19 protein-coding genes are annotated in these 23663 nt (G+C 65.6%); 13 read left to right on the forward strand and 6 right to left on the reverse strand.

Going from position 1 to position 23663, the window contains the following annotated elements; genetic code table 11:
• The first annotated feature begins 117 nt into the window (after positions 1-117).
• A complete protein-coding gene (locus HK401_RS18980; protein WP_181276226.1) occupies positions 118-2133 on the forward strand; it encodes an ABC1 kinase family protein in 2016 nt (671 codons plus the stop codon).
• A gap of 48 nt (positions 2134-2181) precedes the next feature.
• On the opposite strand, the gene HK401_RS18985 is transcribed toward HK401_RS18980, so the two are convergent.
• On the reverse strand, positions 2182-3537 hold the full coding sequence (locus HK401_RS18985) for an MFS transporter (RefSeq protein ID WP_181276227.1): 1356 nt from the start codon (positions 3535-3537) through the stop codon (positions 2182-2184).
• 218 nt (positions 3538-3755) lie between these two features.
• Here HK401_RS18985 and HK401_RS18990 point away from each other — a divergent pair, with 218 nt between their 5' ends.
• From HK401_RS18990 to HK401_RS19030, 9 genes are all read left to right on the forward strand, one after another.
• Positions 3756-4616, forward strand: a complete 861-nt coding sequence (locus HK401_RS18990) for a methylenetetrahydrofolate reductase (protein ID WP_181276228.1) — start codon at positions 3756-3758, stop codon at positions 4614-4616.
• Between the two features lie 7 nt (positions 4617-4623).
• Positions 4624-5493, forward strand: a complete 870-nt coding sequence (gene purU / locus HK401_RS18995; RefSeq protein ID WP_181276229.1) for a formyltetrahydrofolate deformylase — start codon at positions 4624-4626, stop codon at positions 5491-5493.
• Between the two features lie 79 nt (positions 5494-5572).
• Entirely contained in the window at positions 5573-6979 is a 1407-nt protein-coding gene (ligM, locus tag HK401_RS19000) for a vanillate/3-O-methylgallate O-demethylase (RefSeq protein ID WP_181276230.1), read from the forward strand.
• Positions 6980-7143: 164 nt separating this feature from the next.
• On the forward strand, positions 7144-7725 hold the full coding sequence (locus HK401_RS19005; RefSeq protein WP_181276231.1) for a PadR family transcriptional regulator: 582 nt from the start codon (positions 7144-7146) through the stop codon (positions 7723-7725).
• Positions 7726-7820: 95 nt separating this feature from the next.
• Positions 7821-8414 carry a TetR/AcrR family transcriptional regulator gene (locus tag HK401_RS19010; RefSeq protein ID WP_181276232.1) on the forward strand — a complete coding sequence of 198 codons (594 nt, stop codon included), beginning with the start codon at positions 7821-7823 and terminating at the stop codon, positions 8412-8414.
• Between the two features lie 66 nt (positions 8415-8480).
• The gene (locus tag HK401_RS19015; protein ID WP_181276233.1) at positions 8481-9944 is read left to right on the forward strand and encodes an MFS transporter; all 1464 of its coding nucleotides are present in this window, start codon (positions 8481-8483) and stop codon (positions 9942-9944) included.
• Between the two features lie 44 nt (positions 9945-9988).
• Positions 9989-11281 (forward strand): metal-dependent hydrolase family protein, encoded by a 1293-nt coding sequence (locus HK401_RS19020; protein ID WP_181276234.1) that lies wholly within the window; start codon positions 9989-9991, stop codon positions 11279-11281.
• On the forward strand, positions 11278-12792 hold the full coding sequence (locus HK401_RS19025; RefSeq protein WP_181276235.1) for an amidase: 1515 nt from the start codon (positions 11278-11280) through the stop codon (positions 12790-12792). The genes HK401_RS19020 and HK401_RS19025 overlap by 4 nt, the downstream gene beginning before the upstream one ends.
• Before the next feature lie 67 nt (positions 12793-12859).
• Positions 12860-14050 (forward strand): M20 metallopeptidase family protein, encoded by a 1191-nt coding sequence (locus tag HK401_RS19030; protein WP_181276236.1) that lies wholly within the window; start codon positions 12860-12862, stop codon positions 14048-14050.
• A 2-nt stretch (positions 14051-14052) separates the two neighbouring features.
• On the opposite strand, the gene HK401_RS19035 is transcribed toward HK401_RS19030, so the two are convergent.
• From HK401_RS19035 to HK401_RS19055, 5 genes are all read right to left on the reverse strand, one after another.
• Positions 14053-15873 (reverse strand): FAD-dependent oxidoreductase, encoded by a 1821-nt coding sequence (locus HK401_RS19035; RefSeq protein WP_219922087.1) that lies wholly within the window; start codon positions 15871-15873, stop codon positions 14053-14055.
• 48 nt (positions 15874-15921) lie between these two features.
• Positions 15922-17682, reverse strand: coding sequence for an FAD-dependent oxidoreductase (locus HK401_RS19040; protein WP_181276237.1), 1761 nt, complete (start codon positions 17680-17682; stop codon positions 15922-15924).
• 221 nt (positions 17683-17903) lie between these two features.
• Positions 17904-19517, reverse strand: a complete 1614-nt coding sequence (locus tag HK401_RS19045) for an FAD-dependent oxidoreductase (RefSeq protein WP_181276238.1) — start codon at positions 19515-19517, stop codon at positions 17904-17906.
• The gene (locus tag HK401_RS19050; protein ID WP_181276239.1) at positions 19514-20557 is read right to left on the reverse strand and encodes a zinc-dependent alcohol dehydrogenase; all 1044 of its coding nucleotides are present in this window, start codon (positions 20555-20557) and stop codon (positions 19514-19516) included. The genes HK401_RS19045 and HK401_RS19050 overlap by 4 nt, the downstream gene beginning before the upstream one ends.
• The gene (locus tag HK401_RS19055; RefSeq protein WP_181276240.1) at positions 20557-20859 is read right to left on the reverse strand and encodes a YciI family protein; all 303 of its coding nucleotides are present in this window, start codon (positions 20857-20859) and stop codon (positions 20557-20559) included. Before HK401_RS19055 ends, HK401_RS19050 begins: the two co-directional genes overlap by 1 nt.
• Between HK401_RS19055 and HK401_RS19060 the strand changes: the two genes are divergently transcribed.
• The 3 genes from HK401_RS19060 (at position 20858) to HK401_RS19070 (ending at position 23639) form a co-directional block, all read left to right on the forward strand.
• Positions 20858-20995: a hypothetical protein gene (locus tag HK401_RS19060; RefSeq protein ID WP_181276241.1), complete on the forward strand. Its 138-nt coding sequence runs from the start codon at positions 20858-20860 to the stop codon at positions 20993-20995. The two genes, HK401_RS19055 and HK401_RS19060, sit on opposite strands and share 2 nt — an antisense overlap.
• A gap of 146 nt (positions 20996-21141) precedes the next feature.
• The gene (locus tag HK401_RS19065; RefSeq protein WP_181276242.1) at positions 21142-22044 is read left to right on the forward strand and encodes a LysR family transcriptional regulator; all 903 of its coding nucleotides are present in this window, start codon (positions 21142-21144) and stop codon (positions 22042-22044) included.
• Positions 22045-22274: 230 nt separating this feature from the next.
• The gene (locus HK401_RS19070) at positions 22275-23639 is read left to right on the forward strand and encodes an MFS transporter (RefSeq protein ID WP_181276288.1); all 1365 of its coding nucleotides are present in this window, start codon (positions 22275-22277) and stop codon (positions 23637-23639) included.
• Positions 23640-23663 lie beyond the last annotated feature (24 nt).

A 23663-nucleotide genomic window follows, 5' to 3' on the forward strand; every position in this document is an offset into this window, starting at 1 on the left:
TTCTGGCTGTGTCGGCAGCACTGTTCACTACCTCCTTCGCCGTCGCTGATCAACTAGGCTGGTGATGGCAGCGCCGAACCTCGGCGAGCCTGTTCGAACGGCGAAAGGACAGAGCGGGTGACGATCCTCTACACCATCGGACTGGGCGTCCTGAGCGCGCTCATCGTCGGATTCCTCGTGAGACGGATGATGCTCACCGGCACCGGGGCCGCCCGCAACACCATCGTCTCCCTCATCATGGGTCTCTCGATCTGGCCCATCACCCTCCAAGCGTACAAGCTCCTCGGCATCTCCGAATCCGAACAGTATCCGAGCCTGTCGATGAGCTTCCCCGCCATCATGGTCTTCCTGCTCCTCTTCGCGTGGTTCATCGTCATCCAGATGTTCGTCCTCCTTGCAATCGAACTCATCATGCCCTCGGGCACGCTCAGCTCACTCATCCGCAACGCGCCGAAGATCCCCACCTGGTACCGCCGTCTCAACCGACTCGCACAGATCCAGAAGATCCTCATCAAATTCGGGCTCGCCCGCTATCTCAAACCGCGGATCCCCACCTTGCGGGTTTCCCTGCGCGAGATCGCGTCGACCACCCGTGACGCGCTCGCAGCCTCCGGAGTCACGTTCATCAAACTCGGCCAGTTCATCGCCACCCGCGGTGACATGATTCCGCGAGAATTCGTCGAGGAGTTCTCGACCCTCCAAGCCGGCGTCCCTCCGGTGCCGTTCAAAGAGGTCAAAGGACAGCTCGAGTCACAATGGGGCCGACCCGTCGCCGAGGTGTTCGCGGAGTTCGACGAGGTCCCCTTCGCCGCAGCCTCGGTGGCCCAAGTCCACCGGGCCGTTACGTGGCAGGGCCGCCCGGTGGCGGTCAAGGTCCAGCGGCCGAAGATCCGCAAACAGGTGCGCGCCGACTGCGACATCGTCCTCACCCTGGCCGAGCGGCTGGAGCGCACGACGGATTGGGCGAAGAAGGTCGGCATCGGCAATCTCGCGCACAGCTTCGTCGACTCGCTCCAAGGTGAACTCGACTACCGCGGAGAACTCGGCCACATCGAAGCCCTGCGCTTAGCTGACGAATCCGGCCGCTCACAGAAGGAAACTGACTCGCGCGTGCACATCCCACGGGTCCACAAGGAACTGTCCGGACAGTTCGTCATCGTCATGGACCTCGTCGAGGGAGTGCCTCTCTCCCACGCATCAGAGGTGACCGACGCGCTCTCGCAGCTGGCCCGGGAGGAGATCGCGCAGGATCTCTTCCTCATGGTCGTCCGGCAGGTGCTCGGCAAGGGCATCTTCCATGCCGACCTCCACCCGGGCAACGTCGTCATCTCCGAGGCAGGGCGGGCAGGGCTCGTCGACTTCGGGGCCGTCGGCCGGCTCGACAAACGGGATCGACGCGCCATCGCTCTGCTTCTCATGGCCTTCGACTCGCAGGATTCGCAGGCAGCCACGGCCGCGATCCTCGAACTCCTCGGCACGCCCAGCGATGTCAATCTGCGTGAGCTGCAGCGTGAGATCGGTCAGATCATGCTCAAGTACGGCGACGGACTGCCCGGATCGACCTCGGCGGCACTGTTCGGCGAGCTCATCGACTTCGTCGTTGATTTCGGCTTCCCGATGCCTGCCTCGGTGGCGACAGCATTCCGCGCGATCAGCACTCTGGAGGGGTCGATCACTCGTCTGGTCCCGGAACTCAATCTGCTCACCCTGGTGACGAACAATGGCAAGATGTTGCTGCGCGAGGTCGGGGGACTGAGCATCGACCGGCAGGAACTCACCCTCTACGCCGCGGCGACGGCCCCGCAGCTCGCCGAACTTCCGGGACAGCTCTCACGCATCGCCGGCCACCTGCAGGACGGCACGCTCGATGTCGGGACGTCAGGTCTGAACATCTCGATGATCAAGAATCTGCTCAAGTCGACGGTCGAACAGTTCATCCAGGTCATCGTCTCCACCGCGCTCATCCTCGGCGGAGTCATCCTCATGGCCGCAGACTTCGGGCCGGCATTGGCCCCCGAGCTCAAACTCTTCACCTACTTCGGTGCCTGGGTGCTCCTCGTCGGCAGTGTCATCGCCGCTTTGGTTCTCGCCCCGGCCCTGCGGCAACGGATGGTCTGGGACGGCTTGGGCTAGACAGGTCTCTGAAAGCTCTACCGAGGGTCGGGTCGCTGGTGCACGCAATTAATCCACGGCCGACATCGATTGACCGCGCGGTGCCGGTCGACGGTTGGCTTCCACATCGATGCCGCGCATTCCCAAAAGCGCGAGTGCCGCGAGCAGGATGATCGCTCCGACGCCGACGTAGATCATCTGCGGGGACCAGCCAGCGTCGAGGAGCGCGCCGGTGGCGGTGGGGGCGATGATCGCACCGAGGCGGCCGACTCCGATGGCCCAGCCTGCGCCGGTCGAGCGCAGCGAAGCCGAATAGGACTGCGGTGTGAGCACGTAGAGGCCGGCGATGCAGCCGTTGATCGACATGCCGACGACGACCCCGAAGAGTAGGGCGAGGATGACCCAGTCGGCGGTGAAGACGAAGATCGCCATCAGCACTGCGGCGACGATCGCGAAGCCCATGAGGACGGACCGCGTCGAGAAGCGAGCGGTGAACAGTCCGAAGACCACCGAGCCGATGGCTCCGCCCAGGGTGAGCCCGACGGTGACGAACATGGCCAAGGAGTCGCTGAGGCCGGCCTCGTTCATCAGCCTCGGCGTCCAGGAATTCACGAAGTAGAACCCGAACATGATGATGAAGAAGCTTGCCCACACGACGAATGTGACCCGCCGGTTTCGGCGATTGAACAGCGCTGGGACGCCTTCATCGGCAACCGTGGCTTCCGCCTCGACGTCGATGGCGGAGAGATCAACGGCCTCGGTGCAGCCGAGCCTGCGGGCGATGGCATCGAGGCGACGCTGTGCGTCGGCGGGTCTGCGGGTGTAGAGGTAGGTCGGCGACTCCGGTACCAGAAGGAGCACGAGAATGAGCGAGAAGACAGTCAGCGCTCCGCCGAGCACGAAGACGGATCGCCATCCGAAGGCGCTGATCATGCCCACCATGACGGTGCCGCCGATCGAGGCGCCGAGCCCGTAGCCGGCGGCGTAGATGCCGATGACGAGTCCGCGGCGGCGCCGCGAGGCGTACTCCGAGCTGATGACGGTGGTGGCGACGAGGATGCCGCCGATGCCCAGGCCCGTGACGATTCGCCAGATGCCCAATTGGACCTCGTCGGTGGCTGTGGCAGATAGGAACAGTCCGGCGCCGTTGACGATGAGGGCGATGATGATCATTCTGCGCCGGCCGATGCGGTCGGCCACTGGGCCCAGGGTGAGTGCGCCGACGGCCATGCCGACAAGTGCTGCGCTCATGACCAGGCCGAGCGCGGTTCCGCTCAGGCCGAACTCCTCGGTCACCTGGTTCGAAGTGAATGAGATGGCAAGCACGTCGTAGCCGTCGAGGGCGTTGAGGAAGGTGCAGATGGCGACGATGAGCCACTGGTACCCGGACATGCGTGAGTCGTTGATTCGTGCGCGTAGGTCCACCACATACTCCATTGTTGTCGGTGTGAGACGTCGAGATCGCAGAAACGCGAATCCCTATGTTGGTAGGTAAAGCGTATAGTCGGGAGATTATCAGTCGGCTCGGGCCGTGGCAACGGCTGCCCGAATTCGTGGACCGGGGGACATGTCCGCAGAATTTACCTATGGACATAGGTAAAGCATTCTGCTTATAGTGATCTCACGAACCCGAAGCAGTGTTCATGAAAGGACTGCCTGTGACCGACCACACCCCCCTGCTCGAGGACTTCTCCCTCGAGATGACAGGCAAAGACATCGCCAGTCTCCGCGAGGCCGCACCGGCGATCCCGGCCGATACGCGGATCAACGTCACCTTCCTCGGCAATGAAGACCTGCAGATGCGTGTGGCCGCCGCCAAAGCGGTCAAAGAACTCGGTTTCGTACCGGTCCCGCACATCTCCGCCCGCAGGCTGACCTCACAGGGCGAGCTCGAGGAGTTCCTCGCCGCTCTCCAGGGCGTGGGTGCCAGCGAACACGTCTTCGTCGTCGGGGGAGATCCGGAGGTTCCTGCCGGGCCCTATCCCGATTCCCTCACCGTCATCCGCAGCGGCATTCTCCAGTCCTACGGAGTCAAGGAGGTGAGCATCGCCGGATACCCCGAGGGACATCCCGACATCGCCGACGACGTCCTCTGGTCCCACCTCGGCGACAAGGTCTCTGCCCTGCGTGAGCAGGGACTCGGCCATGTCGTCCTCACGCAGTTCGCCTTCGACGCCGACGCGGTGAGTGCCTGGATCGACGAAGTGCGCAGCCGAGGCGTCGACTCCGAGATCCGCATCGGCACGCCTGGTCCTGCCGGAATCAAACGACTGCTCGGCTATGCTCGCCGATTCGGAGTGGGAACGAGTGCATCGATTGCGAAGAAATACGGATTCTCGCTGACCAATCTGCTCGGGACTGCGGGTCCGGATCGCTTCGTCACGGAACTGGCCGACCTCCGGGCCAACGTCTCGGATCCGTCCGAGACGAGGATCCACTTCTACACCTTCGGCGGGCTGCTGGCCACGGCCGAATGGGCGAAGAACTTCCGCGACGGGAAGTGAACAGCCAGTGACCATCGAATCCAGGCGCGACCATGCCACACTCACCGTCACCGGACCCGACCAGCCCGGGCTCAACGCAGCGGTGACCGCACTCATCGCCGAGCACGGCGGGAACATCGTCGCCCTCGATCAGTACACCACCAATCCTGAAGGCGGCGAATTCTTCCAACGCGTGGTGTTTCACCGGGAGGGACTCAATGCGGTCATCCCGCACATCCGCGAGGACCTCACTCGCACTCTCGAGCCGTACGGAATGGACCATCAGCTCGTCGAGCAGTCCAAACTCAAGCGCATGGCGGTGCTCGCATCGAAGAGCGACCACTGCCTGCTGGATCTGCTGTGGCGGCACCGGCGCGGTGAGCTGCCAGTGACGATTCCCCTTGTCATCTCCAACCATACGAACGTCGCCGAGGAGGTCCGCAGTCTCGGGATTCCGTTCTTCCACGTGCCCTCCCAGGGCCCGGACAAGTCCGAGGCCGAAGCGAAGATCCTCGAACTGCTGGCCGGCAATGTCGACTTCGTCGTCCTCGCTCGTTACATGCAGGTGCTCACCGAAGGATTCCTCGACGAGGTGGAGGTGCCGGTGATCAACATCCACCACTCGTTCCTGCCTGCGTTCATCGGGGCCGGCCCCTACCGCAAGGCCAAGGAACGCGGGGTCAAGCTCATCGGCGCCACCAGCCACTATGTGACGAAAGACCTCGATGAGGGACCGATCATCGAACAGGACGTCGCCCGGGTCGACCACACGATGACGGCGGCCGATCTGCAGGCCCGCGGGGCCTATGTCGAACGTGAAGTCCTGTCCCGCGCCGTGCGTCTGCACGCCGATGACCGGGTCATTCGTCACGGCAACCAGACCATCGTCTTCTCCTGAAACAACCTATCCACCGACCAACCATCTCACCGGCCGAATCCGGACGGTGAACAATCCAGAACAGAGAGGTTCCATTTCCATGGCAGACAATCTCCAGCAGATCCTCGATTCCACCAACCCGGTGGAGTTGCTGCGCAACTCGCAGATCGGCTCCTACATCTACCCGGTCGTCCCGGCTGACTTCACGAACTGGATCAAGGAACAGCGCGCCTGGCGCGAGACCGCGGTCCTTTACGACCAGTCGCACCACATGGACAACGTGTTCCTCAAGGGCCCCGATGCGATCAAACTGATCTCCGACACCGCGATCAACTCGGTGGCGAAGTTCGCCGTCAACAAGGCCAAACAGTATGTGCCGACGACGGCCTCGGGCCACGTCATCGGCGACGGCATCCTCTTCCGTGAGGCCGAGGACGAGTACGTCTACGTCGGTCGCGCCCCGGCCTCGAACTGGCTGCTCTACCACGGCGAGACCGGCGGCTATGCCGATCTCGACATCGAGGTCGACCGTCGTTCGCCCTCGCGCCCCTACGGCCACGCAGTCTCCCGCCGCTACTACCGTTTCCAGATCCAGGGCCCCAACGCGTGGGCGATCATCGAAAAGCTCAACGGGGGAGAGCTGGAGAAGCTCGGCTTCTTCAATATGTCGACGATGACGATCGCCGGCAAGCAGGTGCGCACCCTGCGTCACGGCATGGCCGGTGCTCCTGGCCTCGAGATCTGGGGACCCTATGCCGATCACGATGAGATCCGCGATGCCATCGTCGAAGCCGGCGCCGAATTCGGACTGCTGCCAGTCGGTTCGCGCGCCTACCCGTCGAACACGCTCGAGTCAGGGTGGATCCCCTCGCCGCTGCCGGCGATCTACACCGGCGAGGCCGAGCGCGGATTCCGCGAATGGCTGGGAGTCGATTCCTACGAAGCGACCGGAACCCTGGCAGGCTCGTTCGTCTCCGACAACATCGAGGACTACTACCTCACCCCGTGGGAGCTCGGCTATGGATCCTTCGTCAAGTTCGACCACGACTTCATCGGCCGCGAGGCGCTGGAGCAGATGGACCCGGCAGCGCAGCGCCGCAAGGTCACTCTGGCCTGGGATGCCGATGATCTGGGTGCTGTGCTCAGCTCGCCGCTCAATGTCGATGGACCCAACTACAAGTACTTCGATCTGCCACTGGCCAACTACGGCTCGGCCAACTACGACAAGGTCGTCGATGCCGACGGCAATGTCGTCGGGTTCTCGATGTTCACCGGTTACTCCGCCAACGAACGCCGCGGCCTGTCCTTGGCCACGGTCAACCCGGACGTTCCCGAGGGTGCTGAGCTCAAGGTCGTCTGGGGCGAGCCCGATGGCGGAACGTCGAAGGCCTCGGTGGAACCGCATGAGCAGACCGAGGTGCGTGCCGTCGTCAGCCCAGTTCCGTACTCGACCGTCGCTCGCCAGACCTACCAGGGCGGATGGCGCACCGGCTACCAGGAAGCCTGAAATCGCACCGAAGTGTACTGTCGATGCTCTGCAGCCCTAGTGCGCTCGCGTGCTGGGTCGGAGCGAAGAGGATAGTCTGAGAGGGCCCGGGTGTCTCGCCCGGGTCCTCTCGGCGTCGGTGTCCAGGCGGGCGCGGGCAGGTGCAAGAGAGACGGAGGAGAGAAGTGAGTCTGCGAAGTGCCCTGCTGGCGCTGCTGCGCATCGGCCCGATGTCCGGTTATGAGCTGCAGAAGCAGTTCTCGCAGTCGGTCGGGCATGTCTGGCATGCTCCCGACTCGCAGATCTATCCCGAACTGAAGAAGATGGCCAACGACGGTCTCATCACCGCAGAGGAGCAGGCCCGTGGCAGTGCCGGTATGCGCAAGCTCTACCATGTCACCAAGGCCGGTCAGAAGGCTTTCACCGATTGGATGGACAAGCCGCTGAAGTATCAGCGCACCCGGGACGCTGCCCATCTCAAGGCCGCCTACCTGGAATCCGCCAGCGATGGGGCGGTGCGAGAGTTCCTCGAATCCCATATCGAGCACTGGCAGAACGAACTCGAATGCTGGGAGGACGAGATCGCAGCCATCGAGGCCGAGACCTCTCCGATGCTCGTGCGTCGGCTCGCCGCGATCCCCGAATCCGAACGCACGACTTCCGTTGCGTACAAACGCTTCGCCTATGAAGGTCTGGCCGACCGCGCCCGCAGTGAGATCACCTGGGCCAGGCGCGGGCTGGACCTGGTCAGGGAGCTCGAGAGGTAGAACTTCGACACAAATGCTGCCTGCGGAACTTCGCAACAATAACGAAACGATACGTTGTGTTGCACAACACGTGTGACATATGCAATGCTCGGCATATGACCGAGAACACACCCAAGGGCAGGCCCTTCGATACTGACCTGACAAAGCGCGTTCTCGCCGCCGTGCGCTCACAGCTCGAAGACTACGGATTCGTCAACCTGAGCATCGAGAAGATCGCCTCGGAAGTGGGGTGCGGCAAGACCGCCATCTATCGTCGTTGGCCGACCAAACCCGAACTCGTCGCCGCAGCGATCCTCGACACCTCTGAGATCGGAGACCTGCCCGACACCGGCGACGTCGTCGACGACCTCGTCGAACACGCATGGCAGAATCTCGAGAACTTCCGCCGCTCGGAAGACGAGACCGGGAACAACGGTCTGCTGCTGGCGATGTTCAACATGGACGTCATCCCGATCATCTCGGAGTCCTTCATGCAGGCACGCCATGCCATGGGGCGCGAGATCATCGCCCGTGGTGTGAAGCGCGGCCAAGTGAGCAGCGACCTCGACCATGACCTCATCATCGATACCCTCGCCGGCCTCACCCTCTTCCGCACCACCCTCAAACCCGACACCCGGGTACGCACCGACGATGAAATCAAAGCCACCTACCGCAGCCTCGTGCGGTCGCTCATCGGCGACCCTCGGTGACACAGTGTCGCCGATCCTCGGCGACACCGCCGAGACACGATCCGACCCATTGAGTAAGGGACCACCATGATGACCTCCGCCGACCCCGCGCTCGCCGCGAAATCGAGCAAGCGGCTCCTCGCCGTCGTCGGATTCCTCGTCTTCGTCGAATTCTCCAGCGGATTCCTGCAGGGATACTACGTGCCGCTGCTCGATCGGGTCCGCGACAGCCTCGGTGTCTCGGACGCATCGATCGCTTGGTTCATCACCGTCCAGACACTGACAGCCGGAGTCTGCGTGCCCATCCTCTCGAAACTCGGTGATATCTTCGGACACCGGAGGATGCTGCGCATCGCCATCGTCGCAGTCCTCATCGGAACCGTACTCGTCGCGCTCGCGCCCAGCTACCCGCTCGTCCTGCTCGGACGGGGCCTCAGCGGGCCCCTCGCCGTCTGGCTGCCGCTCGAACTGGCGATCGTCCACAACCAGATCCGACGAGAAACGGCCCGCCGAGCGATCGGCATGCTCATCTCGGCACTGACGATCGGCGCACTCGTCGGCTCCCTGTCCGCGGGCCTCTTCTCGTCGATCCTGACATCGACGACCGCCCAGCTCCTCGTGCCCGTGGTCATGGTCGCGATCTCGGCGATCTTCGTCTTCACCCTGGTCCCGGAGTCGACCACCCGCACCTCACCGACGATCGATTGGCTCGGGTTCATCCTGCTCGCCCTGTTCATGCTCGCCCTGCTCGCAGGCATCAAGATCGTCACTGCCCAGCCCGGCCTCGGCGCTCTCATCCTCGTTGCCGCCGTCGTCCTCATCGCCGTCTTCGTCTGGTGGGAGCTGCGTGCCAGTGCGCCCGCGCTCAACCTCCGTCTGCTCACCTCGAACCGTCTCTGGCCCGTCTACGTCACCTCATTCCTCTTCGGCATGGTGCTCTTCGGAACCCAGAGCATCACGACCACCTTCCTCGCCGGCAAGCCGGAAATCGTCGGATACGGTTTCGATCTCAGCGCCGGCTTCATCTCCCTGGCCACCGGGGCTAACATGCTGCTGGCGGCCGTCGGTGCGGCCCTCTACTCGTACGTTGCACGAGGGACCTCCCTCAAAGGCGTCCTCATCCTCGGCTCGGCGGCGGTGGCGATCGCCCATCTGGTGCTCATCGTCGGCCACGCATCACTGTTCACAGTGGTCATCGGAATCGCGCTCGCCGGGCTCGGCTCCGGTCTGCTCCTCGGCGGGCTCCCCGCCGCCACGGCGGAGGCATCACCGGCCGATGAGACGGGGATCGCCACCGGCGTCTACAACTCCGTGAAGACACTCGGCGGCGCGCTCGCCGGAGCCGTGTTCGCCGTCGTCCTAGGACTGTTCCTCATCCCCGACGCCGGGGCATCGGGTCTCGGCGGATACATCAGCATCTGGGTGATCTGCGCCGTCGCCACCGGCATCTGCCCCATCCTCCTCTCGCTCATCCGAGCGCACACGGACAATGATGCCGATGATTCGCACACGCTTCCCGGCCAGACCGCGCATCCGACGACGACCATGTGAACCGTTCTCGACCGCCACGACTGACTCCCAGCGAAAGGATCACCATGCCCACCGCACACCTCCCCACCACGATCGCCGGTGACGAACACCTGCTGCTGCGCGGGGCCACCCTCATCGACGGCACCGGCAGCACCCCGGTCACCGATGCCGAACTCGAAGTCAGGGACGGACGCGTGGTCTACGCCGGCCCCGCACGGGAGTCCACGCCCGAAGGCGTCAGGCTCATCGACCTCGCTGGCCGAACCATCCTCCCGGGATTCATCGACTCCCACGTCCACTTCGGCATGTCGATCGAGGACCAGGCCGCTGACGCCGCCCGATTCGAATCGGAACGCACATTCAGGGCCGCACTCAACGCCCGCAAGACACTCATGGCGGGCGTGACTACCGCCCGTGACCTCGGCGGACTCGACCGCGGCTACCGAGATGCGATCGCCGCCGGCCTCGTCCACGGCCCCCGTACCCACCTGGCGATCGTCCCGCTGTCACCGACCGGCGGGCACACGGACTTCACCATGCCCAACGGTCGTGAGGTCCCGATGCACATGCCGATCAGCCCGATCATCGACACCGACGACGACGTCCGACGCACTGTGCGCCTGCTTGTGCGCAGCGGCGCCGACGTCATCAAGGTCTGCACGACCGGCGGCGTCTCCAGCCCGTCCGACACCCCCGATGATGTCGGCGTGCCCGAGGAACATGTCCGCCTCATCGTCGCCGAAACGGCGAAGCGTGCCGGTCAGCCCGTCGCCGCACACGCCCAGGGCGCTGAAGGCATCAAAGCCGCCATTCGCGGCGGTGTGCGTTCGGTCGAACACGGCTACGGCATCGACGACGAAGGCATCGAGCTCATGCTTGAGCACGGGACGTTCCTCGTTCCGACCCTGAGCAGCGCACTGCGAGTCCCTGATCCTGCGACGGTTCCCGGCTACCTCTACGAGAAGAAGGTGAAGTGGTCGACCATCGCTCGGGAACGCGTTGCCGCCGCCCTGCAGGCTGGCGTGAAGACGGCGCTGGGCACCGACTCCGGGGTGTGCCCCCACGGGGAGAACCTGCGCGAACCGGTTCACGCTGTCGAACTCGGCCTGTCCGAGATGGACGCGATCGTGGCAGGGACGAAGAACGCAGCCGAACTGCTTCGCCTCGACGCAGACCTCGGCACCCTCGAGGCGGGGAAGCTCGCCGATTTCATCGTCATCGACTTCGATCCGCTCGCCGACATCACACCGCTGGCGACGCCGGACAATGTCAAGGCCGTCGTCCAAGGCGGCGCCCTCGTCAAGGACAGCGAATCCTGGTTCGGCACCGAACCGGTCCGCCCCCTGCTGGCACAGTGAGGGCCGCCACGACATCCACCGTCCCCGACCTCACCGAGCAGATCAGCCGGATCAGGTCCGGGGAGACCAGTGCCGCAGAGCTGCTGTCCGCGTCGTTCGACCTCGTCGATCGCACCAACGACCGGGTGGGCGCGGTTCTGAACCGTTTCGACGAATCCGCGGCGACCGCAGTCGGCAGCGCTGAGCACGATGCGGGTCCGCTCGCGGGGCTGCCGCTCGGAATCAAGGCGAACATCGCCGTCGCCGAGGCGGTCCCGACCTCACAGAGCCGGGTGTTCGACCCCAGCTTCCACCGCGGCCGCGATGCCGAGGTCGTCGCCCGGCTGAGGTCGGCCGGCGGAACCATCGCATGTACGACGACGATGGTCGAACATGCTGCGGGGCGACCCGATCCGGCACTCGACTTCCCGATTCCGCGCAACCCCTGGGACCTCAGCCGCTGGCCCGGCGGGTCGAGCTGCGGAACCGCCATTGCCGTGAGCCTCGGCATCATCTCCGCCGGGCTCGGCACCGACACCTCGGGCAGCTGTCGGATTCCTGCCGCCTACTGCGGAGTCACGGGACTGCGCCCGGCCGCAGGCTCCCTGCCCATGGACGGCATCATGCCGGCGGCCCCGAGCCTCGACATCGTCGGACCCTTGGCGAGAAGTGCCCGGGACTGCCGGCTGCTGCTCGAGGTCATGCGCGGACAGGTGCCCGGGTCTTCACGGCGCGACCAGCCCGCCCGTGTCCTCGTTCCCAAGCAGGTGCTGGGCTCGCCTCGGACCACCTCTGATGTCGCCGCAGCCTTCGACGAGGCGCTGACGACCATGGACAGGCTCGGCCTTGAGACCTCCACCGTGGACCTTGCCTTCCTCGACGAACTCATCGCGGCCACACTGACGATCATGGTCCGTGAGATGTACGAGGTGCATCGAGACCGGCTCGGCCCACGATGGAACGACTACGGCCGCTCCTTCCGACGACTCGCCTTCGCCGGTGCCCTCATCACGGACGACGCCTACCAGGCTGCTCTGCACTCGGCCGAAGCGCTGCGCGCCCTGATGAGCGACGTCATGCCCGACGGCACCGCACTCGCCCTGCCGACGTGGCCGTCTGCTGCCCCGCCCTATGTGTTCCGGGGAGGCACCCCGCAGGACGACTGGAATCTCACGGCGGCGTTCTGCGCCACCGGCAACCCGGCACTCGCCGTGCCGATGGGCTTCGATTCGACCGGCCTGCCGCTGTCCCTCCAGCTTGTCGGATCCACTCCGGGGGAGATCGGGGCTGCCGGCGAGGACACGATACTCACGCTCGGCGAGCTCTATCAGGAGCACACCGATCATCACCTCCACCTGCCCTCGCTCGATCTCGACACGCCCATTTCTCCGGTCCCGGACCCGGATGACGGCATCGATGCAGGCACGGACATTCTACCGCTGCCGCCGCAGCTGACCGGCTTCGGAATACCATTGACACGGGCCGATGAGGCGATGATCGGTCACCTCCTCACCCTGCTGGGGGCGACATGAGAACACTCATCACTGACGACGACCCACCCAGCTCCACCACTGCGAACGACCGAAGGACCATCTGACAATGACCATCGACTTCACCGCCGAATCCGCCGCTCTCGCCGACGATCTCAGTGCGCTGCGCCGTGATCTGCACCGCAACCCCGAACTCGGGCTCGCCCTGCCGTACACACAGAAGAGGATCCTCGAAGCCCTCGACGGTCTGCCGCTGGAGATCACGTGCGGCAACAACCTCGATTCCGTGGTGGCGGTTCTGCGCGGAGCCCGGCCGGGCCCGACCGTTTTGCTGCGCGGGGACATGGATGCCCTGCCGGTCGTCGAGACCACGGGGCTGGACTACGCATCGACGAACGGGAGCATGCACGCCTGCGGTCACGATCTTCACGTCTCCGGTCTCGTCGGCGCGGCCCGACTCCTCAGCGCCCACCGCGAAGAGCTGCGCGGCACTGTCGCGTTCATGTTCCAACCCGGCGAAGAGGGCATGGGCGGGGCGAAGATCATGCTCGACGAGGGCATGTTCGACACCATCGGGGCGAAACCCGACGCCGCCTACGCCATCCATGTCGCCCCCGGCGTGCCGGGAACCTTCGTCACCCGCCCGGGCACGATCATGGCCGGTGCCAACACGCTGCACGTGACCATGCACGGAAAGGGCGGGCACAGTTCACGGCCGGAGGATTCGGTCGACCCGGTCCGCCCCGTCCTCGAGTTCGGGCAGGCCCTGTATTCGATGATCACCGGCTCGTTCAGTGTCTTCGACCCGATCGTCGCCGAGGTGACCCAGCTCAGTGCCGGCGATGCCGTCAACGTCATCCCTGCCACTGCGTCGCTCGGCGCCTCTGTACGCACTCTGTCGGCCGAATCGACGAAGAGGTTCCCCGAACTCGCAACCCGCCTGGCCGAGTCCGTGGCCGCCGCTCACGGGTGCACCGCCGAAGTGGTGTGGAACGAGCAGTATCCCGTCACGGTCAATGACGCCGCCGAGGCGCAGTTCGCCCTCGGTGCTCTCAACGAGGCGTTCGGTTCCGTCCGCGTCGTCGAGGCACCGGATCCTGTGATGGGGTCCGAGGACTTCTCCTACGTCCTCGAAGAGGTGCCGGGAGCCTTCGTCTTCTTCTTCGTCAGCCCTGCCGGGGTCGACCCGGCGACCGCGGCGACGAACCACTCGGCGGAGGTCCTCTTCGACGACGCCTACCTGCCCGATCAGGCGGCGGCGTTGGCGACTCTGGCCTGGGAGCGCTCTCAGCAGGGCTGAGGTCACCGGCTCCCGGCGTCGTCATCCCACCCCGGCACCGTGCGCGTCGCTTCGGCGCCGGGAAGGGGACGGCCGAGGATGTCGCGCACTGCGGCATAGGCGAAGACCAGCCCGGGGCCGATCGTGATTCCGGGAGCAGGGTAGACCCCGCCCATTACCGACTGCATGTCGTTGCCCACCGCGTAGATGCCGTCGATCGGCTCACCGGAGGCAGTGAGCACGGCTGCCGACTCGTCGGTGACGTACCCGGTGGATGCCCCGATGTCTCCGGGGAAGAGCCGAACGGCATAGTAGGGTCCTCCGTCGACCGGAGCGACGTTCGGGTGCCCGGTCGGCGAACCGGCGTCTCCGTTGAAGCGTTCGTAGTCGTTGGCACCGCGGTGGAAGTCCGGGTCCTCACCGACACTGGCAGGACCGTTGAGGCGCTCGATCGTGGTCTGCAATTCTGTGGCGGGAACGCCGATGGCTCCGGCGAGCTCGGCAATGGAATCACCGCGGAAGAGGTACCCCGATTCGACGTGTCCGGCCAGGCGACTCTCACTCTGGAACGGGTGGACCATGCCCAGCCCATACCGGTGCATGCCCTCGGCATCGGTGATCAGGAACGAAGGGATCGACCGCCCTGGAATCTCATTGTCGTGGCCGACCATGCGCATTCCGAAGAGATGGTAGCTCGTCGACTCATTGAGATACCGGTGTCCATCTTGGTCGACGACGACCATATGCGGTTTGGCTCGGTCCATGACGAAGTGCGGGAACACTGCCCACGATCCGTCTTCTCGCTGCCGCCTGGAGACGGGCGCATAGTAGGTGTGAGCAAGGGCGGCAGAACCATACCGACCGCCGAGGTCGTCGATGAGGTCGTGTGCCTGCCCGGTGTGTCCCGGTGCACCCGGGCACCAGTCGAGGTCGTGGCCTGGCAGCAGCTGTGCCCGGCGTTCGGGGCTGCGGTTGAAGCCGCCGCTGGCGAAGATGATGTTGCGCGCCGTGATCGCCTGCCTCCGGCCTGCCTCGCTGATGACGACCCGGTAGGGGCCGTCGTGTGAGCGCGAGGAGACACTGGTGACCTCGCTCTGAGTGAGCACGGGGACTCTCGCATCGTCGAGGGTCCCCAGCAGTCCGGCGATGAGTGCATTGCCCATGGTCCGGCGACTGTCGCGCCCGTGGGCGTCCAAGGAATCCCGGTAGGCACGGCGCAGCGCCAGCAGGTGCGAACGCGATTCCTCCTCAGGGTGGGCGCCGAGCAGATGTCCGATGTCGTCGCGTTCGAGTGACATGCCGCCGAAGGCCGTGAACTCGGGGAGCGGTTCTCTCACCAGAGCAAGGCGCTCGCCCAGCTGAGCGCCGTCGAAGGGATGGGGTTCGAGCGCGCGTCCGGACAGTCGTGACCCGGACAGCTGCGTGAGGTAGTCCGGGTGCTTCTCCCGTGCTCGATAGGTCACGTGCGATCCGGCCTCGAGCACGGTCACCGCCTCGGGTCCGAGCTCGAGGAACCGTTCCCGCAGCGCCGCCGGCGAGTGGGGGCCCACGGCGGCGTCGAGGAAGGCGCGCGCTTCGGCTCGGGAGTCCGCGGCGCCGATCTCCTCGGCGTGGGTCGTGCCCGGGACCCAGGTGGTTCCCGCGGTGAAGGCCGTGGTTCCTCCGACGTGTTCGGTCCGTTCGATGATGGCGGTGCGCATCCCCGCGATCGCGGCGAAGACAGCGGCGGAGAGACCGGCACCTCCGGCACCGATGACGAGGACATCGAGTTCGTCACCCTCGTGGAGGGCTGCCGGCGGCTGGCCGTCTGCGGTCGGAAGTTCTGTGGCAAGTGGCATGGTCATGGTGAAACCTGTTTCTCTCAGGGAAGTCGGACTGAGACGGTGGACCGCTCAGGCGCTCGTCGCAGCGTCGACGGCAGCGTCGGCGGTGGTGGACTCGGCGCCTGCGAGTACACGGCCTGTGATGTAGCCGAACGTCATCGCCGGGCCGATGTTCACCCCGCCGGCCGGGTAGCGGCCGGCGAAGAGGTTCTTCTGGTCGACGCCGACGACATGGACTCCGGGCACCGGGGCGCCCTCGCTGTCGAGCAGTCGTGCCTTGGCATCGGTGCGCAGGCCGGCGAACGTGCCGAACGACCCCTGTCGCACGTGCACTGCATAGAAGGGGCCGTGCTCGATCGGGGCGAGTGAGGGGTTGGGGGTGACGTCCGGGTCTCCGCCGTAGCGGTTGAACGGAGTCTGACCCCGATGGAACTGCGGGTCTCGTCCTTCTCGTGCGTTCGCGTTGAACGTCGCGACGGTCTCAGCGAGCGTGTCCGGGTCGATGCCGCACTTCTCGGCGAGCTCGGCGAGGGTGTCGGCCTTGATGAGGTAGCCGGAGCGCAGGAATGGGAACTTCGGCACGGGTCGTGGCATAGCGAAGCCGAAGGGGTAGCGGGAGACCGCTCGGGAATCGGCGATCTGCCAGGCTTCGGCCACCTCACCTTCCGGTGTCGCATCGTTGAGTCCCGTGACGTAGTCCCAATAGCCGTTGGCTTCATTGACGAACCGGCGGCCGCGGCGGGTGACGCTGATCGACCCGGGTTTGGCACGGTCCATGATGTGAGGGAAGACGCCGTTGCGGCCGCTGCGATAGGGGAACAGCGACACGGGGCACCAGGCGGCGGGGGAGACCCCGTCGGTGTCGAGGATTCCGCCGACGGAGGCCCCGAGTTCGATTCCCGAGCCGTCGGCCGTCTGCGGCGCCAGTGTCCAATGGTCGTCGGCGCTGCGGTTATGGGGAAAGTGCTCGCGGCGCATGCTCGCGTTCGCGGAGAATCCACCGGCGGCGATGACGATTCCGCGACCGGCCCGGAAGGTCTGTCGGCCACGCGGAGTCTCGGCGACGACGGCGGCGACTCTGCCTGTGCTGTCCTGGATGAGGTCGTCGACACGGTGGCTGACCCGGATGTCGACGCCGAGGTCGGCAGCGGACTGCATCAGGCGCGCGACGAGGGCGACACCGTTGACGTAGTGCATGCCCTGGCCGGCGGTCGCGAGGTCGAAGGCATAGCCGAGCACGCGTTTGGCCGAATGCCACCACCCGTGGGGTCGGAACTTCGCGGCGGCGAGGAAGCCCTGCAGGTCCGGCCCGGCCATGATGCCCATGCCGAGGAAGGAGGTCTCCCAGTACTGCGGGGACATGATCCGCCGGAGTCCGGGGGAGATGGTCCGTCCGCTCACGGGCTTCGGTCCGACCGAGCGGTGGCCGGTGCCGGCGTGGGGCAGGTCGCCGTAGATGTCGCAGATCTTCGTGCCCGGCACGAACTGCAGGGAGGTCTCATGTTCGAAGAAGGAGACCATCTCCGGGGCGTTGCGCAGGAATGCGTCGGTGCGCTCCTCGTCGTAGTCGTCGCCGACGACCGCTTTGAGGTAGCTCTTGATGTCATCGATCGATTCGTCGACGCCGTCGGCATGGGCGAACTCGCTGCGTGGGGTCCACATCCATCCCCCCGATCGTGAGGTCGCTCCGCCGCACCGGCGGTCGCGTTCGAGGACGAGCACACTCAGACCCAGATGGGCCGCGGTGACGGCAGTCGACAGCCCGCCTGCACCGGATCCGATGACGATGACATCGTAGTTCTGCTGTGTGCTCTGTGATCCGTGCGGCATCATTGCTCCATTCGTTGCGGGGTGGTCGTGCAGTGCAGGTGTGCCGGGCCTCGTGCCGCCCGGAACTCCTGCGATGTCCCTCTCTGAGAATCGTGCCGGGAGGCTCGCAGCCATTCAAGTTTTGTGCACGATTGTTTCTCGATCGGTCCGAGACTATATAGGAGTTGAAGGATAATCGATGGTGTCTCCGGTTCGCTTCCGCTGACGTCCGCGTGGGCATCTCAGCAGCGGCCATCGGCGATGTGCGAACCGGCGGCGTAGCCGCGGACGACGGCCGAGCCGAGGGTGGCGCCGCCCCCGGGGTAGGCTCCATGGAAGACCGAGGCGGACACGTTCCCTGCTGCATACAGCCCGTCGATCGGGATGCCGGAGAAGTCGATGACCCGCCCGTGGGCATCGGTGCTCAGTCCACCGCTCGTGCCGAGGGCGCCGCAGCGGACGGGCACCGCGTAGAACGGTGGTCTCGTCAGCCCGCGCAGGCACGGGTTCGGGGTGATGGAGGAGTCCCCGAGGAATCTGTCCTGCGGCGTGCTTCCCCGACCGAACTCCTCGTCGATGCCGATCGCGGCGTCGGCGTTGAACCGGGCGACCTGGTCGGCCAGCCCCGTCGGATCGACCTCGATCGCCTCGGCGAGGGCCTCGATCGTCTCGGCCTCGACCATCCAGTCGGCGGGGCTGCCCGGAGTGGAACCGGCGATCGGGTATGAGTCGAGGTACTGCCGGTCGACGATGAGCCACGCCGGATCGCCTTTTGGTGAGAGCCGTGCGGCATCGGTGGCGCCGAAGACTCGTGCTGCGTCGTGGTAGTTGAGGGCTTCGTTGACGAAGCGCTTGCCGTCGGCGCCGACGGTGATCGACCCCGGCAGCGTCATCTCGACATTGCCCATCCGCCCCGACGGCCTGCCGTCGTAGACCTGACCCGGGGCGGTGATCACCGGAACTCCCCAGAAACTCGTCATATCGGACACAGCCCCGCCGAGGCGCAGCCCGAGTTCGAGCCCGTCCCCTTCGTTCGACGGTGCCGAGATCGGGGTGATCGGGTGGGGCAGGAAGGCCGCCTGCAGGCGCGGGTTCCATTCGAACCCGCCCGAGGCGATGATGACGGAATCGGCACGGATCGCCGTCCCGTCGTGCAGGGTGAGCAGCCACCGGTCGTCATCGGCACGGTCGAGGGAGCCCACAGCGGCATCGACGGCCACCGAGACGTCGCGGTCGATCGCCGACATGAGCAGGCTCGCCGCCAAGGCTCCGCCCATCGTGCGCACTCCGAGCTCTGCACGTCGCGCCAGCAGTTCGGGAGCAGCAGCGGAGCCGTCGAGATCATCGCGTTCGGCCATGGTCAGCAGCGGAAAGTAGCTCGAGGGCCGCAGCACCTCGGACAGGCCCGGCACCGCGCCGACGTCGAAGGCCGCGTTGTCGAGGCTGCGCCCGCCCTCGGTGGCGCCGGGGAATTCGAGTCGGTAGTCGGGTCTGGCCAGGGGAGCCAGGCGGACCCGCGTGGCGGTGCAGAGGTAGTCGACGGCAGCGGCGGCAGTCTCGACGTACCACCGTGCTTCGGTCTCGCTCATGGCGCCGGCGGAGGCGGCGAGCACATAGGCGCGGGCGTCTTCACGGGAGTCGGGGTACCCGGCCGCTGCCGCCAGCGGGTTCGCCGGTGCCCAGATGACGCCACCTCCGACCGCGGTCGTTCCTCCCAGCTGATGTGCCTTCTCCACAACGATGACGCGAGTGTGAGCCTCGGCGGCCCGGGTGGCGGCCGTGAGGCCGGCGGCACCCGAACCGATGACGGCGACATCGACGTCGGTGGGCAGGTCTGCACTCGGTGTGGTGATCAACGGCGCCTCCCCGGCATGTCGATGAGGATCTTGCCGACGCGTTGGCTGCGATCGCTCATCGTGGCGAACGCCGTATCGAGGTCGCCGAGGTCGAACCGATGGGTGATCAGCTCCCGAACGGCGGCGGCATGGCGGTCGATGAGAGCCAGGGCCTCGGGCATGAGACCCTGACTGTTGCGGCTGCCGAGCAGATCGACCTCTTTGAAGGGAATGATGTTGAGCGGGAATGCGGTCGGGTGCGTGGAGATGCCGACCTGCACGACGCGGCCGGCGGGGGCGACGGCTCGCAGGGCGTTCTCCAGTGAGGAGGGCACTCCAGTGGCCTCGATGACGAGGTCGGGACCATCGGCGGCTGTGCCGATGAAGCGGTCGAGTTCCGCGGCGGGGAAGGCGGCATTCGGATCGATGAGGAGCGTTGCCTCACTGCCCATGGCCGTCGCCATCGTCAGACGCTCGGGCACGGTATCGGCGGTGATGACCCGAGCGCCGAGGTCGTGGAGGGCGAGCGTGGCGAGCAGCCCGATCGGGCCGGCGCCGAGGACGAGGACCGTGTCCTCTGCGACGGCGCGCCCGCGGCGCACGGCTTCGAGTGAGATCGCCGCCGGTTCCGCGATCGGTCCGAGTTCCGGCGGCAGGCCGGCAGGAAGGAGGTGCAGCCGGTCGGTGGGGACGCTGAGGTATTCGGCGAATCCTCCGTCGCAATAGCAGCCGAGGACGACGAGCTCGGGACAGACGTTGCCCCGCCCGCGCCGACAGGCACGGCACTCTCCGCAGCTGATGAGAGGATCGATGGCGACGCGGTCTCCGAGGGTCACTCCGGTGCCGCGGGCACCGTCGCCGAGGGCGGTGACCGTCCCGACGATCTCGTGGCCTTGGATGAGCGGCAGCTCGGTGGTGTAGTCGTCCTCGAAGATGTGGAGATCGGTTCCGCACAGGGTGAGGTGATCGACCGCAATGAGCGCCTCTCCGAGTCCGGGGGCAGGGGCGTCGATCTCGATGTAGTCGAGGGTGTTCGCGGAGATGGTGCGCACGGCCAGCATCAGCGGATCTCACCGAGGCGGTCGGCGCCGAATTTCGGCTCCCACGACGTCACTGTCCGCGTGAGGTATCCGCGCTGTGCGAACGGGTCCTCAGCCATCGTCGTGTCGACGTCGGCGCTCGACGCGCCACGGATGATGAGCAGGGCGCCAGGCGCCTGCCCTGCAGAGTCGGTGGGTCCGCTGACGACAAGGCGGCCGGAATCAAAGAGGCGCTGGAGGAACTCGAGGTGTGCCGGTCGATGGTCGTCGCGACCGGACTCGGAATCGGGGGCATAGGTGTAGGTGACGGCGAAGAGCGCCATGGCAGATCTCCTGGGTGGTTCGTGGAATCAACGGCTCGGACGAGCCGTCCTCGGTCCCTTCACCGCCGTGGTGGTCGAGCGTCTCGACGGGCACTCGGCGGTGAGTGGATGTGCCACGATCCTTGCCGCCGGGTGAGGCGGAGAACAAGCGTTCTGTGGGATTGATTCTCTATCCATCAGAAACTATGTATGATCAGCGTCATAAACTGGTGCGTCGTCGCCCGGGCCGCCCGGCGCGCCGTCAGGCCTCGCCTGCCGTCCTCGACCACAGGGAGTTCACGCATGGAGATCCGTTGGCTGGAGGCCTTCGTCGCCGTCGCTGAGGAGATGCACTTCGGGCGGGCCGCGGCTCGTCTGCACATGGCGCAGTCACCACTGAGTCAAGTGATCCGACGCCTCGAGCGAGAGCTCGGCGTCACGCTGTTCAACCGCAGCACCCGTTCGGTCGGTCTCACGGCTCCGGGGGAGGCGCTCCTGCCCTATGCGCACCGTGTCATCAATGTGCTCGGCAGCGCGGTCGAGGCGACGCGCAGTGCCGACGGCATTCCCACCGGCACGCTCACGCTCGGCTTCTCGGGCATGCACAACCATCACACTCTGCCTCACCTCACCCGATCGCTGCGGCGACGTTTCCCTGGGGTCGAACTCAACCTCGTCGGCGGAGTGCGCACCCTTGACGGGATGCGCAGGGTACGCAACGGAGAGCTCGACGCGGCCTTCGTCGGACTCGTCGGCGAGGTCGACGAGCCGCTGCAGGGACGCGAGATCTCCCGCCAGCGCGTCGGAGTCGTCGTCCCGGCCGATCACCGTCTGGCCGAACGGACGTCCGTCGAGGTCACCGAGCTGCGGCAGGAGCCCTTCGTCATGGGTCCGGTCGACGGGAACTCCTCGTTGACGCTCGCGGCCCGTCAGATCTGCCAGGAGTCCGGCTTCAATCCGGACGTCGCCCAGACGGTCAGCGACCCGTTCCTCATCCTCAGCATGGTGGCCGCAGGCGTGGGTGTCGCCCTCGTGTCATCCGAGGTCATCGCCGTCCTGCCTGAAGCCGCGGTCTGGGTTGAGATCGCCGGCCGGCCGCATGCCTTCCGTCATGGCATCATCTGGTCGAGCGAGAACGATTCGATCGCTGTGGCGGCGCTGCTGAGCATCCTCGACGATGTCTTTCCCCCGCTTGAGGAGGAGTGATGGGCCCTCGCGCCTACTAAGCGTAGGTCGCACATAGTCTCAGATAGATTGCATCTTGGACTTTTCACAATCCGTCGCACAGACTCGAAAAGGCGACGAGGACCACAGAGGCGCGAACCGTCCGGGCCTCGACGCAGATCCAGCCCAGCTGGACGACAGTGAGAAGACCATTGCCGGCGGAGCACACAATGAGGTGCTGATCCGGTCCACGCAAAGGACACCCTGTGACTATGACCAATCACTCCGGGCGGGAAGCCGCGCCGAGCCCCGAACTGGCCGAACGGCGACGCAAGAACGCCCGCAATGCCGCGATCTCCGGATTCGCCGGCAGCGCACTCGAATACTACGACTTCTTCATCTTCGCCACTGCGGCGGCCCTCTACCTTCAAGATCTCTACTTCCCTGGAGCCGGAGGCAGCGGACAGCTGTTCTCGCTTGCGACGATCGGCGTCGCCTACGTCTCCCGCCCCTTGGGAGCGCTGTTGTGGGGCCACCTCGGCGATGTCTTCGGACGCAAAAAGGTCCTCATCGCCGTCCTCGTCCTCATGGGCGCGTCGACCTTCATCATCGGTCTCGTTCCGACCTATGCCCAGATCGGGATCTGGGCACCGATCATCATCGTCGTCCTCCGACTGGCCCAGGGGCTCTCCGCCGGCGGCGAATCCCCGGGCTCATCGGCTTTGTCGATGGAACATGCCCCCGATCACCGGCGCGGATTCTTCACCAGCTGGACGATGGCCGGAATCACCTTCGGAATCGTCATCTCCTCGGCCGTGTTCATCCCCATCCAGCTGCTGCCCGACGAGGCGATCATGAGCTGGGGGTGGAGGCTGCCGTTCCTGCTCAGCGCCGTCGTCACGGTGGTCGCGCTGATCCTGCGCCGGACGCTGGACGAACCCGAGGTCTTCGCCGAGACCAAGGAGAAGAACGAGGTCGTCAAGGTGCCCGTCTTCGAACTCATCAGGAGCCACCCGCGAACCGTCGCCCTGGTCACCGGAATGAGCCTGTTCACGATGGTCAACACCATGGTCAACGTCTTCACGCTCTCCTACGGCACCGACGTCTCCGGAATTCCCCGCAGTGAGATGCTGCTCTTCATCAGCATCGCCAATCTCATCGCCGTCTTCGCTCTGCCGATGTGGGCGCACCTCTCGGACCGATTCGGGCGCAAGCCGATCTTCATCCTCGGCGTGATCGCCCAGATCGTGCTCATCTTCGCCTTCCTCGGAGCCCTGGCCAACGGCGACCCTGAGAACACGGCCGTGGTCTGGATCCTCGGCATGCTGCTCGTCGCCGGCGGCTATTCGATGTCGAACAGCGTCTACCCCGCCTATTTCCCGGAGCAGTTCCCGGCCAATGTCCGCTACAGCGGCATGGCGATCTGCCTGATGATCGGGCTGCTGCTCGCCGGTTTCACCCCCGCCATCGCCGAATCGCTCTCCGGTGCCGCCCACAACTGGGTCGCCGTGGCAGTGTTCTCCGCCGGCTGTGTCGCCGTCTCAGGCATCTGCGCCTTCCTCAGCCCCGAAACTTCCCGCACACCGACAGACAAGCTCGGTCAGGGCGCCGGCGATCGAGAAGTCACACCTCGATGACCGTGAGTACGAACCATGACGAAT

Source organism: Brevibacterium oceani, assembly GCF_013623835.1.
Classification (GTDB): domain Bacteria; phylum Actinomycetota; class Actinomycetes; order Actinomycetales; family Brevibacteriaceae; genus Brevibacterium; species Brevibacterium oceani.